This is a genomic window from Rhizobium sp. SG570 (assembly GCF_012275345.1).
In the GTDB taxonomy this organism is placed as follows: Bacteria; Pseudomonadota; Alphaproteobacteria; order Rhizobiales; family Rhizobiaceae; genus Rhizobium; species Rhizobium lusitanum.
The window spans coordinates 83279-98325 of record NZ_JAAZQI010000010.1; the positions used below are offsets into that span (position 1 = coordinate 83279).

A 15047-nucleotide genomic window follows, 5' to 3' on the forward strand; every position below is an offset into this window, starting at 1 on the left:
GTCCGAGTGGCTGCAGCGAAGACCGCATGGGCGACCAGCACGCAGTGCAACCTTCATCCTCTGTGCCGGCCTCGCCGGCTGTCAGATGGACGGCGTCGGATTGGAGAACAACGGCAAGAAGGACGAGATAAAAATGCCGTCCACTGCCATTGAAGAGACCTATGGCGGCGACAGCGGCACGGAAATCACGCTATTGCTGCGCAAGGGTGCCGCCGGTCTCTATGAAGGTCCGGCCCGCGATGTTCGCGACGGGGCAGTGCTTGGCGTCGGTGAACTCGGCAACAATCAAGTTCGGCTGCGCGTTAAGAATGTCGGCCCGGGACTTGCCGGCGTTGTCGCACAGGTCACGGCGGCCAAGGGTCGGAATGCCGCCCTGATCGTCAGTTATCTGCCGCCGGCCGAGACGGCTTCCATCGCTGCCATTCCACCCGCCCAGCGTCCCCCATTGCTTAACCTTGCGAGTGCAGCAACCGGCGGAGACCTCTTCAATCTGGCCTCGGATGAAATCGACAGCGCGACGGAGGGCGTGAAGGCGGCAGCACCTGCGGGCCACAAAAAGGTTTCGGCGCTGGTGCCTGCTGATTTTTCCCAATCCGACGCTACGAGATTAGGCAACGCCCTCTGGAACAGTGGCAACACCTTCATGGGCCTTGGCCGTTACGGCGCGAGTGATCAGTCCGCCGATATCTTCACCAAGAACCGACCGCTCATTCAGTCGGCCGAAATCGTGGTCATTCTCGGCAACACCCCGGAAATCGGCGCGGTGGCAAGCGCCGCGCGCAGCGCAGCCATTCCCGGCCAGGCGCTGGTCGGCACCAACAACTGGCCGCAATCGGTCTATGCGACGCCGGCTGTGACCGGCGCTTTTATCGCGACGGACGACACGCAAAGCAGCGGGCTCATCGCCGAGCGCTACCAGCGCCATTTCAATCGCCCGCTGACGACCTACGGCTCCTATGGTTACGACGCCATGGCGATCGCCTCGGGCCTCATCCGTTCCCAGGGGCCGCAAGCCATCACTGCAAGCAATTTGAGGAACAAGGTCGGCTTCCGTGGCACGACCGGGCTCTTCCGCTTCAATGCCACCGGTCAGGTGGAGCGCAGAATGGTGATCAATACGATCAACGATGGCAAGCTGAAGGTTTCCACACAACCCTCACAGTCGTTCTGAAGCAGACGGGCTTCATTGAGCATAATAGACACTGAGACCCGCTGCCACCATGACGGCAGAGCTGCGTTATCCACTCCTACGTCAGGGTGGATCACTTCGTTACCCCTGTCGAGATCATGCTTAATGACTTTCCATTGCATTCCGTACAATTTTATACTTATTTGATCCCTTAATTTATACTTAATTTATCCATGTATTCGAACGCCGTATTCAGGAATATCGCGCAATATTCTCTCAATCAGGGAGAGTTGAGCGCTAATGGCACACAAGAACAGGAAAAATATACTTTCAGCACTTACCGCAGCTTCCTTTGCCTTCGGTCTTTCGTCACCGACCATTAGCATGGCGGCGACCGACGATACCGTCAGCCCCGTTGTCAAGCTTTTCCAGGACCCACTGGTCGATAGTGCCATCGATCTCTTCGCGCCAACCTTCAGAAACGCGGCAAAGGCCATCAGCGGCATCGACGCCGCGGCATTGAACAAGAGCCTCGCGGTTGCGCCGGGCGGCCTTCCGCACAATGACCGGACTGCATCTGAGCCGGTACCTCCCACAAAGCCGAGCAACGCTCCTTTGGGCAACTCAGTGTTCGGCACCGTCGCCATTCCGTTCAAACATCTTGCCGCGCTTGACAATTTCGCCGGCCCGCTCGCCGAAATCCGGTCCGGCAAGTCGCTCGATTGCGCTGCGGGTGGATGCAATGCAGCCGAAAGCGCCATCGCCGAGGCTGAAACAAGGATTGCCGGCGCGTCGATCCGCGACAAGATTAATACCGTCAATTACACGGTTAACCATGCCATCCGCTACGCCAGCGACATGGACACCTATCATGTGGCAGATTACTGGGCGAAACCAAGTGAAGCACTGTCGCATCAGCAGGGCGACTGCGAGGACTACGCTATCTTGAAGATGGCCGCACTCTATGAGGCTGGCGTCGATCTCGACCAAATGACACTGGTCGTCCTATTCGACCAGCAGCGGCATTTCTACCACGCCGTCCTGTCGGTCTCCGTCAGCGGTAATAATCTTATCCTCGACAACATGCGCGACGAGGTCTTGTCCGACAAACGGATTGCAGGATATCTGCCTCTCTATTCGATCGTTACCGGTCGCGGCTATCTGCACGGCTCGCGCGATCCTCGTGCACAAGGGGTTGTCGCCGCAGTGCCGCTCACGAAGGTGGTCCCCGGCGAAGGCGAGGTTCACTAGCCGAACACGCTTCCAGGCCTTCCGAAGCAAGCTTCGCGCATAACAAAGCGATGGCATTCTCAGTAGACGGAAAGATAGCCGATCAGCATCAACGCCTCGTGCGTCGGCGCCAACGCCAGACTGATCTGGCCCTTCAGCGATTGCGAACCGAAGCCGATCTTGAAGCCGGTGTTCACTGTCTTGCCACGATTGACCGATAGGATGGAAAGGACCTCTTGGATCTGGGTGTCAATCGACAGGCGTAGCGTGCGCGCCGTCTGCTGAACATCATCGATCAGCGGCAGGCGATGACGCAGCATCTTCAAGAAGGCATCATTGAAGAGCTTGATCCCTCGCTCTTGCGTCAGTACCACTGCGGGTGTCGGCGACGCCTGAAGGACGGCGTTGAGATTGGTTAGCGATGCGATATCTTCGACGGCATTGAGGCGACTTAACGCCCATTTAAAGCTCAGCACCCGCAGTAAGGACGTGAGATTGCCAGTCTCTGGCATTTCTGCCGCCGTGTTGGAAACCAGGTCACCGATGCTGATGCCGCCGGCCTCCGACATTCGTCCGAGGCCATCCCAATAAATTCCCTCCAGTCGAATGCCACGACGCTCGCCGCCACCGGTTATGGCGCGGAAGCGTGGCTCCAGTTCATCACCGTCGACCGATGGAAGGGCTTCCTCCCGGACTATCATAGCAGCGTCTTCCTTCCCGCCTCCTTTGCGCATGACTGTCCTCACCGTTCCGTCAGCGCTTCGGACCGCGCCTTGTTAATCGGCTTCATCAGATAGGCCAGGATCGTTTTGCGGCCGGTCATGATCTCGGCCGAAGCCACCATGCCTGGGATAATCGGATAGTGCTTGCCGTCGCGTTCCAGCGCCGATTTGTCGGTCTTGATGCGCACGAGGTAATAGGTTTCGTTCTTGTCCTTTTCGACAAGGCTGTCGGCGGAGATGTTGACGACCTTACCGTCCAGAGCGCCGAAGATCGAGAAATCATAGGCCGAGATCTTGATGACCGCCGGCTGGCCGATGCGCACGAAAGCAACGTCGCGTGGCGAAATCTTCGCCTCGATCAACAGAATGTCCGCTGTCGGGACGACGCCGGCGATGACCTTGCCGGCGTCGACATATGCGCCGATCGTGTTGACCTCCAACGTATTGACGATGCCGTCGACCGGAGAACGAATATCCGTATGCTTGACCCGATCGGACGCCCCGCGGATTGTCTCGTCGACGACGGAAAGTTCCGACAGTGCTTGTCCCTTGTCGGTAAGGGCCTGCTGTCGTAGCTGCAACCCTAGATCGGCGACCTGTAATGTCGCCTCATTTATGGCCGCATGCAGACGATCGAGACTTTCGACATAGACTTTAAGCTGCCCTTGCAGGTCGACAAGGTCTCGCTGGACCTTGAGGACCTCCGTTTGAGCAACGAGCTTTTTCTCACCGAGCGGCCTCAGCAGATCATATTGCTTTTGGGCGCCGACAATATTCTGCGTCAAGCGGTCTATGTTGGCGCGGGCTTCGTCCAACTCGTTCTGATGTTGCTTCAGACGCTGATGGAGAACATCAAGTTTGTTCTTGTAGGAAGCGCGATCTGCCTCGAAGAGCTTTTCTTCGTTATCGCAGACAGTTTTTGCGGTAGCAAGAATATCGGCCGGGCAGACGAACTGTGCGTCGAAAGCACCCGCCTCCTCCAGGGCCAGGCGCTCTACTTTGGCACCAAGCGAGCGAGCCTTGGCAACCGATTCGCCGAGTGTCGATGCCGTCGTTGTATTGTCGAGCTGGACCAGCATATCGCCCTTGTGGACGACCTGTCCGAGATTGACATTGATCTGTTGGACGATACCGGGCTCAGAGGATTGTATAATCTGCGTCTTCGATACCGGTATCACCTTCCCCTCGCCGCGCGCGATCTCGTCGATGTCGGCAAAGGCCGCCCAGGCAACGAAAGCGACGATCATCAAGGCACAGAGGCCAAGGATCAGACGGGCAAAGAATGGGGGATTGTCATGGATATTGCGGTGAGAGGCACGCATCATTGCACTGCCTTGCGCTGCATCGCCTCGATGACTGCATTTTTGGGCCCATCGGCGATGATGCGGCCCTTGTCGATGACGATCAGCCTGTCGACCAGCTCCAACATGCTATGACGATGAGTCGCAACTAGCAGCGTCGTTTGCGGGCCGAACGCATTGCTCAGCTTGCTGATAAGGTGGCGTTCGCTCGCCAGGTCCATCGCGCCCGACGGCTCATCCAGGAAGACGATCCTCGGGCGGGTCAGGAGCAGGCGCGCGATAGTCAATGCCTGCTTCTGGCCGTTCGACAGGTTTGCACCGCGCTCGCCAACCGGCATATCGAAACCGCGGGGGTGTACGGAGACGAACTCCTCAACGCCGGTCATTTGTGATACCGCCAGAAGCTCGTCATCGGTGGCATCTGCCCGGCCGAGCAGCAGGTTCTCCTTTACGGTGCCGGAGAACAGGTCCGACGACTGGCCTGCGACAGCGACGGCGGCACGCACCTCCGCCACATGATATTGGCGTATATCGACCCCATCGATCAGCACGCGGCCGCTGACCGGCTGAAAAAGACCGTCAAGGAGCCTGCCCAGGGTCGTCTTGCCCGAACCGATGCGGCCAATGATCCCGATCTTTTCGCCAGGTGCAACCGTGAAGGACAGCTGATTGAGGACCGCCTGGTCAGAGCCCGGATATTGGAAGGAAACATTCTGGAAGCTGAATCCGCCGCTACTGATCTGCCGGTTGACAAAGCCGGCGGTCGACGGGCGGTCATCAGGCTGCTCCATGATCTTGTCGAGAATGCGCAGCGACATGGTGGCCTGGCGGAAGCGCGCCAGCGTCATGGCGATCTGCCCGAAGGGCGCGCCGGCGCGACTCGCCAACATGACGGTTGCAACGATCGCGCCCATGGCGATTTTCCCGTCGGCAAATTCATACGTACCCGCAATGACGATGAACACGCTGACCATTTGTTGCAAAAACATCGTCATGTTCATGGCGTTCGACGAGATGTGCTTAATATCCTCGCTGGTCCGGCTCGAATATTTCGTCAGCTCCTGCCAGCGGCGCAGCATCGTCGCCTCGGCGCGGAGGCTCTTCAATGTCTCGATCGTCGAAATCGTCTCCACAAGCAGCGACTGGCGGCGTGAGGCTTCGTTCGTTGCCGTTGCCATGCGCTTGCCAATTTGGGCCTGTGCCACGAGACCGATTGCCACCGAAAGGATGAAAGCAACGGCCGGAATGATCACGAGCCAGCCGGCGATCAAATAGATGACGACAAGGAAGATCACGACGAAGAGGCTATCGATCAACACCCCGATCGTGTTCGAGGTGAAGAACTCGCGCACGAATTCATATTGCGTTACGCGATTGGCATATTCTCCGGTCGACAGCGGGCGGGACGCCAGCGTCGAGTTGAGAATCTTGTCGAAGATCAACTGCGACAGCCGCAGATCCGCCTTGCGGCCTGCATAGTCGATCAGCGACGCTCGGGCTGTCTTCAGCAGAAAATCGAAAAGATAGGCCAATGAGATGCCGGCGGTCAGGACCCAGAGCGTTGGAAATGCCTTGTTCGGCAGGACCCGGTCATAGACATTCATAGTGAAAAGCGGCGATGCCAGTGCGATGACGTTGATGAACAGTGCCGCTAACATGACGCGGGCATAGGTGCGCCAATAAGGTACCAGCGCCGTTGCCAACCAGTGCCGTTTCTCGATCTCCATAGCGTGGCCGACGCGCGCATCGTCCGAAGAGTTTTGATAGTAGAGTGTGAAGGCGAATGCCGATCGCGGGTTGAGCGCCGTGAGTTCGTCCTGCGTCAGGCAGGTCACTGTCCCGACGAGGGGCGTGAGTTCAGTAATGTAAGAACCACTTTCGGTCGTTTCGAGCAACGGCAGAACACCGCCATCAGCAAAGATGACGATGGCCGGACACTCGAAATTGCCCAGCCGACAATCTCGTTCCGTATGCTTCAGGACCTGCAGACCGACGCGCTCAGACAGCCGTTCGATATCGTCCAAATCCATGGCTTCCAGAATTTCATCCGGGACGCCCGAAAACAGCACAGTATCCGAGTTCGGACGACCGTAAAACGCAGCGACAGATTTAAATGCCGATTTGAATGTCAGCAGCGATACGCTCGCAGATACGCCAGGTGCTACGTTCAACATGACGTACTATCCAATGCGGATTGTAACAATTAACGAATCGGCTCGAGCAGATCCATCGGCAGGCCGGGCTTCTGGTGCGAGTCGTATTTGGGATATCCAGGATCGGCCGTATTCGACGAAACGGCGAACTGATCACGGGCATAAGGCGTCGCCTGATCGACCGGCTTCAGCTTCATCGTCGACAGCAGGCTGCCCGATGCGGCAAGGATCTTGTATTCTGCAAAGAGTGACGCCACTTCCGCCGTCTTGGCCAAAACCTCGGTGTTGAAGCGGGTGTTCTGGGCATCCAGTAGATCAAGCAGCGAGCGCTGACCGACCTTGAATTGCTCGCGATAGGACGTGACGAGCTGAGCGTTTGTCTTTTCCTGCCCATCCAAGATATGCGCCAGCTGACCTTGGTTGGTACGCTCGTTCCAAGCGGAGCGGACGGACTCGTCGACCTCGCGGTAGGTCTGGCTCAGCGCAAAACGCTGTTCGGAGGCACGACGAACCAGCTCCTGTTGATGGGCCGTATCTATGCCACCATGATACAGGTTCCATTTGGCCACGACCCCCACCTGGACGTCGCTTGTGTTACCCTTGTTGCCGTCGACATCGTCACCGATACGGGCGCTGCCGACAAGGTCCAGCCGCGGCAGGAATGCGGACTTGGAACCGCGCACGTCGGCGTCCGCAGCATTGACATCAGCTTTGGCCGATGAGATCTGCGGATTGTTCTTTTGAGCGATGAAGACCGCGTCATCCAGCGTCTTGGGCAGGTATCGCGCGACGGAAGCCGGGCGATCCGCATTGCTGATCGACTCGCCGACAACCTGGAGAAAACGGATCTTCGTCGCGTCGAGCTCCTTCTTTGCTTCCTGAAGGCGGGCATCAGCGGCCTGCAGGCGTTCACGTCCCTGAAGACGATCGGCGTCGGTGAGGGCCCCGCCCTTGATGCTATCCTCGATATTGCCAACCATCTGTTTGTGGAAGGCGACGTTCTTTGCAGCAGCCGCGACGATCTCCGTCTGCAGCAGATATTCAAGATAATCCTGAGTAACTTCCAGCGCCAAAGCTTCCGACCGCTGTTGGACGCGGAAGGATGCACCGTCGACACGGGCCGCCTGCTTGTCCTTCTGCGCCTTGCGGTCGCCGCCGTCAAATAAAGTCTGCGTAATAGTCAAGCTTACGTCAGCAGGATTCAGGTACTCATTGGTGCGCGACAAAGCTCCTGATGTGACATCCGACAGTCTCCTCCGACCATAACCGGACTCGAGATCGACAGACGGCAAGTAAAGCCCCCTCGCCTGACGTAATTGAAACTCGGTTGCTTCCCGATTCTGCGCCGCTTGCATGATTTGCGGATTGGTTTTCATTGTCTTTTCAATTGCCTGCTGCAATGTCATAGCGCCAGCAGAACCACTTGATAAAGAAGTCACGGCCATCGAAATCCCGATTGCCGCCATCAATCGCATCTTATAAGCCAAAACCACGCCCTTCCCCAAATTATACTTCAAAGATACATTTTATAAATCTTATTCACCTACAAGCGTAGACGACATCACATCTACTTGTAAAATAGATTTCGATGCAATCTCCTGAAACAGTTAATGTCGGGGAGTGCAAGCCTTGATGGCATCAATCTATTGACTATTTTTGGTTATTAACACTGTTAACGCAATGTGTCGCATGATCGCAACAATACTAATATTCAGCCATACAGAGAATGTACATGGTTTCTAGCCAGCGATACGCGCGAAAAATCAATTTAAAACGATCTTAAGACTGGAAATATTAGAAACCGCTCATCGGCACGCGAATGCTCCCAGGAGTTGGGATGTTCTGACGATTGTTACTTCGGGTCTCTCGCATGACTCGCTGCATCGCACGGTACTGCAACCAGAGCGCAGCCGCAGACCGTCTACAGAGGGCCGAGGCGGGTCGATAAAGGGTAAATGGCAGCGCCAATAGATTCTTCCTAGGCTAATTTAGGCTTGAGCGAAGAATCGCCATGGCTTTTTCAAAGCCGCAAATTCATCGCCTGCGTACCGGCTCTGAACAATGACCCCATCAAGGTCCCCCGCAACAATTTGAAATTATTAGGAAAATCGGAACATCCATGGCGCGATGGGCGACGCCGATATGACCGCTAGATTCCGAAAGAACAAAATATTTTTCAATGGCTTAAATCCGGTGTCCACGGGGTCACCCTTGGATGCTTTTTCACAGCCGTGGCCATCGTCGTTGAAGATGCGGTCGAACTCGCCTTCAATATGCTGGAAGATTTTTAGCTGTGGTCTGGTCCTTGCTGACATGCCACCCCAAATACGCGTCGTAAGTAGTCACGTAGCAGAGCAAACCGGCAAATAAATAGTTGCGCCGAGATGGTTGGGCGTGCGCTTCGATAAACGAGCGACGTAATTTCCGACATGGGAGGAAATGATTTGAACGAAACACTACAACTGTGGGAGTGGCGCGAGAAGATCGCAAATCTCTATTACGAGGTCCGTTCCAACCCAGACGCGGCTGCTGCCTGGCGGCTTTGGTGTGACACCCGTTCGACCATGTTTCGCGACCATCCTCAGTCGCCAATTGAATCGGCGGACCGCAAGACATTCGAAGGACCCACTACATTTCCTTATGATCCCTCGTTGCGCCTGACGGTTCAGCTCGTTCCGGTAACGCCGGAACGGATAACCGTCGCAACAGGAGACGACGGTGACCTCTCGATGTATACGTTCGCCCGTACGAGCGGGCTGGGGGCCAGATTGGGCGGAGAATTGACGCTCTACTGGATTGAGGGGTACGGCGGTGGCGTATTCCTGCCGTTTGTCGACGCGACCTCCGGGACCGAGACCTATGGCGGTGGCCGATATCTCCTCGACACCATCAAGGGAGCGGATCTCGGAGTTGTCAGTCCAGGCGGCACACTAGTGCTCGATTTCAACTTTTGCTATTTTCCTTCGTGTGCCTATTCGTCCCGCTATGTCTGCCCATTGGCGCCATCGGGCAATCGACTGAAAGGCGCAGTCAGAGCCGGGGAACGGCTTCCTATCTCGACATGATAGGTGCCAGGGCCAGGAGTCTGAATGTTCGTATTCGGCCATTCCGAGGTCGCGAAGGAAGCCGGTGATTTTGGTAAGGGACGAAATCCCCCCCCGTACGGACACGATTGATTTTCCCCTCGTGATCGGCAAGCGCCAGGTCAACGTTCTTCCAACATGCATGGAGGAAACAATCCGCGCATGTCCAGTTGCCTTGGTATTTAATGCTACCACCGCCATCCCGAACGATCATGATAACCCGATACTCTTTGAGGTCCTCATCGATTTCCAGGTCAATATTCGGAAAGATGTCGGTCGGAAACAGTTTCTCGTCGAACCAAAGCCTGTTGGGTTCAATGCCAGCTTTGTACCGGTCAAAGTTACCTTAAATATCTGGCTGGCGATGGTTTGATCGATGAGACAGAGGCTGCGGGTCTGATCATTCCATATCCGTAAACTTCCGAAGTCCGCATAATGGGCCACGACGGCATGATCCAGCAGCATTTCTCCTTCTCCGCCCAACGAAGGGAAATTTGAAGATTCGGACAGGAGATGCGCCAAAGATTCTCCAGGCGAGCAAGCTCGCGTCGCGCATCATCGATCAGGTTCCGAAGCAATAGCCGTTCTTGGTTGCCTGCGGCATTTGCGAGCAACCATCTTCGGCCTCACCCTTCTCACGCGGATAGCTGCCTAGCGTGACTTGAAACGGCCCACGTGGCGACTTATGTATAATCCAGGGCCGCGACGCCGCGCCACAGGCGGCGATATCATTGGCGAAAGCCGGCATCAGTCGCTGTCAATCATTCCCGATTTACGACCTTTGAGGAGCAAGCCTTATCGAGGCTTGAACTGTTACTTGAATTCACCACGCTATAATTCCCGCGGCCCAGGACATAAGCCGGCCCGCGCGCTTGCCGCTCCCGCAGCGCACACGATCTCCGGGGATCTCAAACGACGATATGAGCAATATATGCTCCTGGCGCGCGAAAGCGCCCAGGCCGGCGACCGGATCGAGGCCGAGAACCTCTACCAGCACGCCGAACATTACTACCGCATGGCTGCCGCGCAGAAGGCAGGTCGCGGATAATGAGCACACCGTTATTACCCCAGTCTGCCGACGGTTCGGACGAAAAAGCCTGGCTGAAAATCCTCGCGAAATACCGCACGCCGCATACAGGCCGCAGCACCTTCGAACTGCTGATAACTGCCGTTCCCTTCGTCGTCTTCTGGATGCTGGCCTGGTTGGCAGTGCATTATGGCTTCTGGTGGGGCCTGATCCTGATTGTTCCTGCCGCAGCATTTTTGCTGCGCCTGTTCATGATCCAGCACGATTGTGGCCACGGCTCCTTCTTCGCGCGCCGTCGCTTCGACGATTGGACGGGGCGTGTTCTTGGCGTCCTCACTCTCACCCCTTACGATTACTGGCGCAAGGCACATGCAGCGCATCATGCCTCCGCCGGAAATCTCGACGAGCGCGGCGTCGGCGACATAACCACGCTCACCGTGGGCGAATACAACGCACGCTCCCGATGGGGGCGGATTCGATATCGTCTCTATCGACATCCCCTGGTGATGTTCGGCATTGGACCCGCCTGGCTCTTCCTGTTCCAACAACGCCTGCCAGTCGGTATGATGCGCGACGGTGTCCTCCCCTGGATGTCGACCATGGCCACCAACGTCGCGGTGGCGGCGATCGCAGCCCTGATGATCTGGGCAATCGGCCTCGGGTCTTTTCTCCTTACCCACCTGCCGATCGTTCTGTTGGCTGCGGCTGTCGGGATCTGGCTCTTCTACGTGCAACATCAGTTCGAGGAGACGCACTGGTCGAAAGAACCGGAATGGCGGTTTCCGAAAGCTGCCTTGCATGGCGCCTCCCACTATGATCTCCCGCTCATCCTGCGGTGGTTAACCGGCAATATCGGCATTCACCATGTGCACCATCTCTCCAGCCGGATCCCCTATTATCGGCTGCCGGAAGTGTTGCGAGACCACCCGGAACTCGGCGACATCGGCAGGATCACGCTGTGGCAAAGCCTGCGCTGCGTGAAGCTGGTTCTATGGGACGACCGCAGTCGAAGGCTGGTTTCGTTTCGCGAGGCTGCCAGGATCACAGGCGCGGCTTAGCGACCTGCTTTCAAGATCAATGGACATTGGAGAACGACCTGGTTCGCTGAAAACGCGAAAAGGGTATGGAGATCAGCTTCACCAACGGATGGCGCACAGTGTTCCCTGATGGCGGTCGCAACAGTCGTCGGGCCTCATGCGGTGGGTCGATGAACGGTTATGCAGGTCACAGGGCATCAATGGGCGATCTTTGTCGACACGCTGCCAAGAATGAGTTGCAAAAGGCTGGAGAGACCTCTTGCGCCGCAAACGACCACGTCAGGGGTCTCATCCTCAACTTCCTGTTGGTCCGGAGCCTCGCTACCTTACCCTCGGCTTGATTCGAAAAATCCACCTTCGCGCCAGACAACTACTCAACAACAAAGCGGAGGTACAGAAGGCAGCTCATTCCTGACTGCTACTCGTTTTCAAGCGGTCCTCGTCGTAGCGAAAAGGTGCCATCCCAGCCCGGCTAACGCCAAGCCGACCACTCCAGCCGGCACCCGTTAAATATAGTGCACTTGCACGCGGATTAGATTGATCTCCGTCAATGCTGGTTTTCGGCAAATAAAAAATATCTCTTTCAGTTTGTGATTGTTTTGTTCGTAGCAAGACATCTTAACGCGGTCGCTGCGGGGATCGTCAAACGCCGGGATTAACGAGCTACGCTTCAGAGCAAAATATAGTCGAACACAGGCTCAACGCCCTATCCCATAGCCGGGGCCTCGAGAGGTGCTCAAGGCTTTCAGGCTGACTTCCAATCGATAGTCATGTTCTCGTGCCCGCTTGGGATTTCGGGGATCCAGAAAACGAGACGGAGAATCATGGGCGAAAAAGACACCCTTGGAGCTACGAAACCGCAAGTTGAACCAGATGTCACGGAGAGCAGCCTGGCGACTACCGGGTCCGGCAGGGAAGCCGCTCAGTAATCGGAGCCGACCACACTCGTGGCAAGAGCTATATTCGAGCATGCTCCAGCGGCAATGCTCGTGGTGGATAGGATGGGGAAAATACACCACGTCAACAGCGCTGCTGAACAATTGTTCGGTTACACGAAAGAGACGTTGGTTGGCGAGCCGATCGAGATACTGGTGCCAAGGGATATCAGACAGCGCCACGAACGGCTCAGAATGGATTTCATGTCACATGCCAGGTCGCGCCCAATGGCAGAAGGGCGAAGGCTGACCGCGCGAAAGCGCGATGGCACCGACGTATTGGTCGACATTGCGCTAAGTCCGATTTCGCTGGAAATATCTGAAACCGCCGTCCTCGTTTCGATCTTAGAAAATCCCGCCCGTGAACGGGCGGAGGTTGCCGAGCTTTTCGTCAACGAACTGACGCATCGCGCCAGGAACATGTTCGCGATTATCGGGGCAATTTCTCGCCAGATTGCCAAAAACACCGCTTCTGTTGCCGATTTCCAGGCATCTTTGGAGCAACGTCTTCGTTGCCTGTCTATATCATATCAGGTTTTCGAGAAGGAGAAGTGGAAGGCGGCCCTGATAAACGACCTCGTTCGATCTCAAATTTCATTCGTGGTAAGACAGGATACGCCTCAAATAGAGATTGCCGGCCCGGATGTCCGGTTGCAACCGGCGCCGGCTGAATATCTCGCATTGGCAATCCATGAACTTGCGACAAATGCGGTCAAACATGGAGCGCTTACTGTGCCGACCGGGAAGGTCTATATCCATTGGTCAGTGGACGAAGCGGCAAAGCTTTTTCAGTTCCATTGGGCCGAGCGCAACGGGCCGCCGGTCGCTCCGTCGGAGCGGCAGGGCTTCGGCTCCGTCATTCTCAAATCGATCGTTCCCGCAGCTTGCGGTGGGACTGCGGATCTCGCCTTCACTCCGATCGGCATGTCCTGGAACCTGAATGCCCCATCTTCTATTCTCTCTCACCCCGAATGAAGCACTTAAGTTGAGCTGGCCTCCGCATTCGGTTATTTATGCGATCAGGCATGGCGCTATTTCTTTCGATCGCGCAGCTCGGGCTCCGCTGGATAACATATGCAGCACCCGGAACGCCCACTCACTGAACGCGAAGTTGCGTTGCTGCACACTGCCGTCGAACGTCTTCGTTGATAGACGCTTTTAATGATTTGTTCCTGGGCTTTAGCCAATGGTCTGGACATGCGGTTCAGACGCTAACTTTGCCTCGTGTCGCATGAACCACAGGCCCGGCAGCATCGGGAGCCAGAGCGTGAAGCCGCGCAGGACCAGCGTGGCGGCGAGGCTAGCTTCGACCGTGCCGCCGAGAAAATGCAGCATTGCCGTGCAAGTCGCCTCAAAGGTTCCCAGCCCCATCGGCACAGGCGAGAGGGTTGATACGACCGAGCCCATTATGAAACTGATAAAGACTTTTGGCGGCTCGATGGAAAGACTGACCGCTTTCGCCGCACACCAGAGGGTGGCCGCATCGAGCAGGAATATCGCGGTCTGCAATGCGATGGTTTCGAAGATTAGGCGACCGTCGTAGAAAATGTCGGCGCGTATATTGGCGAACATTGCCACCATCCGCGCCACCGGCTTCCATCCCAGCGCAGCCTTAGGGATGAAGCGGCCGCGCGATCGCGTCAACGCGATCACCGCGCCAGCCAACAGGATGATGACGCCGAGGAATATGGCGGACATCGACATCAAGGCACGGCTTAGGTCGGCCATGTTCCACAGCAGCACAAAGGCGAGCAAACCGACGAGCAGATAGGCCGCGTAGTAGGAAAGCGCCGCAACCAGCAGGGCAGTAACGGCGACTGAGGATGCCACGCCACGATGGATCAGGCCACGAACGACGATAATGCTGCCGCTGAGGCCGCCTGTGGGTATCGCCTGATTGGCGAAAAGTTCGAGCAGCGCTAGTCTCAAGAGGCTTGGCATCCCGATAACCGATCCGGCGCGTTTGAGAACCCGCGCCCAAACGGCCGCGGCAGAGATGTAGGTCAGGACCTGACACAGGGCGGCGGCAACAAGCCAGATCGGGTCGGCGGCCATCAGCGTGGTTGTGAACGCCCTGAAGTCGCTGAAATGAAGAACAAAGAGGATGAGCCCGCCCAGCGCCAGAAAACCGAGCGCCCAGCCGGTGAGGACGCCGAATTTCATACTTGCTCCGGGCGTCGCAGCCTTCAAAAGCTCGGCGGGTAATAAATCTTCCTTGATCGTCGATATTGGCGCTTCCGCGCCTTTCATGTCATCCATCCGATAAGCCACCCACAAAGACACAGGCTCCATCTCGTGGGAGGCTGCCGTCATCCTTAAATTCATGGACGTTTATAAGAGCCGTCCAAAGAACCCCGGATCGGATTTGCTCTGATAAACCGGCAGGCAGCGTCCGTAAGATCGAGAAACTCGCAGTCCGCTGCCACCTTC

General features: G+C 56.5%; 12 protein-coding genes. 7 read left to right on the forward strand and 5 right to left on the reverse strand.

Going from position 1 to position 15047, the window contains the following annotated elements:
* Positions 1–85: 85 nt before the first annotated feature.
* Both FHT28_RS20285 and FHT28_RS20290 read left to right on the forward strand, forming a co-directional pair.
* A complete protein-coding gene (locus tag FHT28_RS20285; protein ID WP_210255810.1) occupies positions 86–1171 on the forward strand; it encodes a hypothetical protein in 1086 nt (361 codons plus the stop codon).
* Between the two features lie 258 nt (positions 1172–1429).
* Positions 1430–2380, forward strand: a complete 951-nt coding sequence (locus tag FHT28_RS20290; RefSeq protein WP_168597176.1) for a transglutaminase-like cysteine peptidase — start codon at positions 1430–1432, stop codon at positions 2378–2380.
* 59 nt (positions 2381–2439) lie between these two features.
* On the opposite strand, the gene FHT28_RS20295 is transcribed toward FHT28_RS20290, so the two are convergent.
* Genes FHT28_RS20295 through FHT28_RS20310 form a run of 4 tightly spaced genes read right to left on the reverse strand, consistent with a single transcriptional unit; the run spans position 2440 to position 8001 of the window.
* Entirely contained in the window at positions 2440–3060 is a 621-nt protein-coding gene (locus tag FHT28_RS20295; protein WP_234903929.1) for a ribbon-helix-helix domain-containing protein, read from the reverse strand.
* 41 nt (positions 3061–3101) lie between these two features.
* Positions 3102–4406, reverse strand: a complete 1305-nt coding sequence (locus FHT28_RS20300) for an HlyD family type I secretion periplasmic adaptor subunit (protein ID WP_092574555.1) — start codon at positions 4404–4406, stop codon at positions 3102–3104.
* Entirely contained in the window at positions 4403–6556 is a 2154-nt protein-coding gene (locus FHT28_RS20305; RefSeq protein ID WP_168597177.1) for a type I secretion system permease/ATPase, read from the reverse strand. Before FHT28_RS20305 ends, FHT28_RS20300 begins: the two co-directional genes overlap by 4 nt.
* A 29-nt stretch (positions 6557–6585) precedes the next feature.
* Positions 6586–8001: a TolC family outer membrane protein gene (locus tag FHT28_RS20310; protein WP_092574556.1), complete on the reverse strand. Its 1416-nt coding sequence runs from the start codon at positions 7999–8001 to the stop codon at positions 6586–6588.
* Between the two features lie 963 nt (positions 8002–8964).
* Here FHT28_RS20310 and FHT28_RS20315 point away from each other — a divergent pair.
* The 5 genes from FHT28_RS20315 to FHT28_RS36865 all read left to right on the forward strand — a co-directional run bounded on the left by FHT28_RS20315 (position 8965) and on the right by FHT28_RS36865 (position 13592).
* The gene (locus FHT28_RS20315) at positions 8965–9600 is read left to right on the forward strand and encodes a DUF1684 domain-containing protein (RefSeq protein WP_168597178.1); all 636 of its coding nucleotides are present in this window, start codon (positions 8965–8967) and stop codon (positions 9598–9600) included.
* A 70-nt stretch (positions 9601–9670) separates the two neighbouring features.
* Positions 9671–9991, forward strand: a complete 321-nt coding sequence (locus FHT28_RS20320) for a hypothetical protein (RefSeq protein ID WP_168597179.1) — start codon at positions 9671–9673, stop codon at positions 9989–9991.
* Positions 9992–10435: 444 nt separating this feature from the next.
* Complete coding sequence (locus tag FHT28_RS36280; RefSeq protein ID WP_234903931.1) at positions 10436–10666, forward strand: DUF4167 domain-containing protein; 231 nt, start codon at positions 10436–10438, stop codon at positions 10664–10666.
* Positions 10666–11703 carry a fatty acid desaturase gene (locus tag FHT28_RS20330; RefSeq protein ID WP_168597180.1) on the forward strand — a complete coding sequence of 346 codons (1038 nt, stop codon included), beginning with the start codon at positions 10666–10668 and terminating at the stop codon, positions 11701–11703. The genes FHT28_RS36280 and FHT28_RS20330 overlap by 1 nt, the downstream gene beginning before the upstream one ends.
* Before the next feature lie 926 nt (positions 11704–12629).
* The gene (locus FHT28_RS36865) at positions 12630–13592 is read left to right on the forward strand and encodes a PAS domain S-box protein (protein ID WP_168597181.1); all 963 of its coding nucleotides are present in this window, start codon (positions 12630–12632) and stop codon (positions 13590–13592) included.
* A gap of 204 nt (positions 13593–13796) precedes the next feature.
* Here the strand turns inward: FHT28_RS36865 and FHT28_RS20345 are convergent, their stop codons facing one another.
* Positions 13797–14867, reverse strand: coding sequence for a lysylphosphatidylglycerol synthase transmembrane domain-containing protein (locus tag FHT28_RS20345; protein ID WP_246704907.1), 1071 nt, complete (start codon positions 14865–14867; stop codon positions 13797–13799).
* Between the last annotated feature and the right edge of the window lie 180 nt (positions 14868–15047).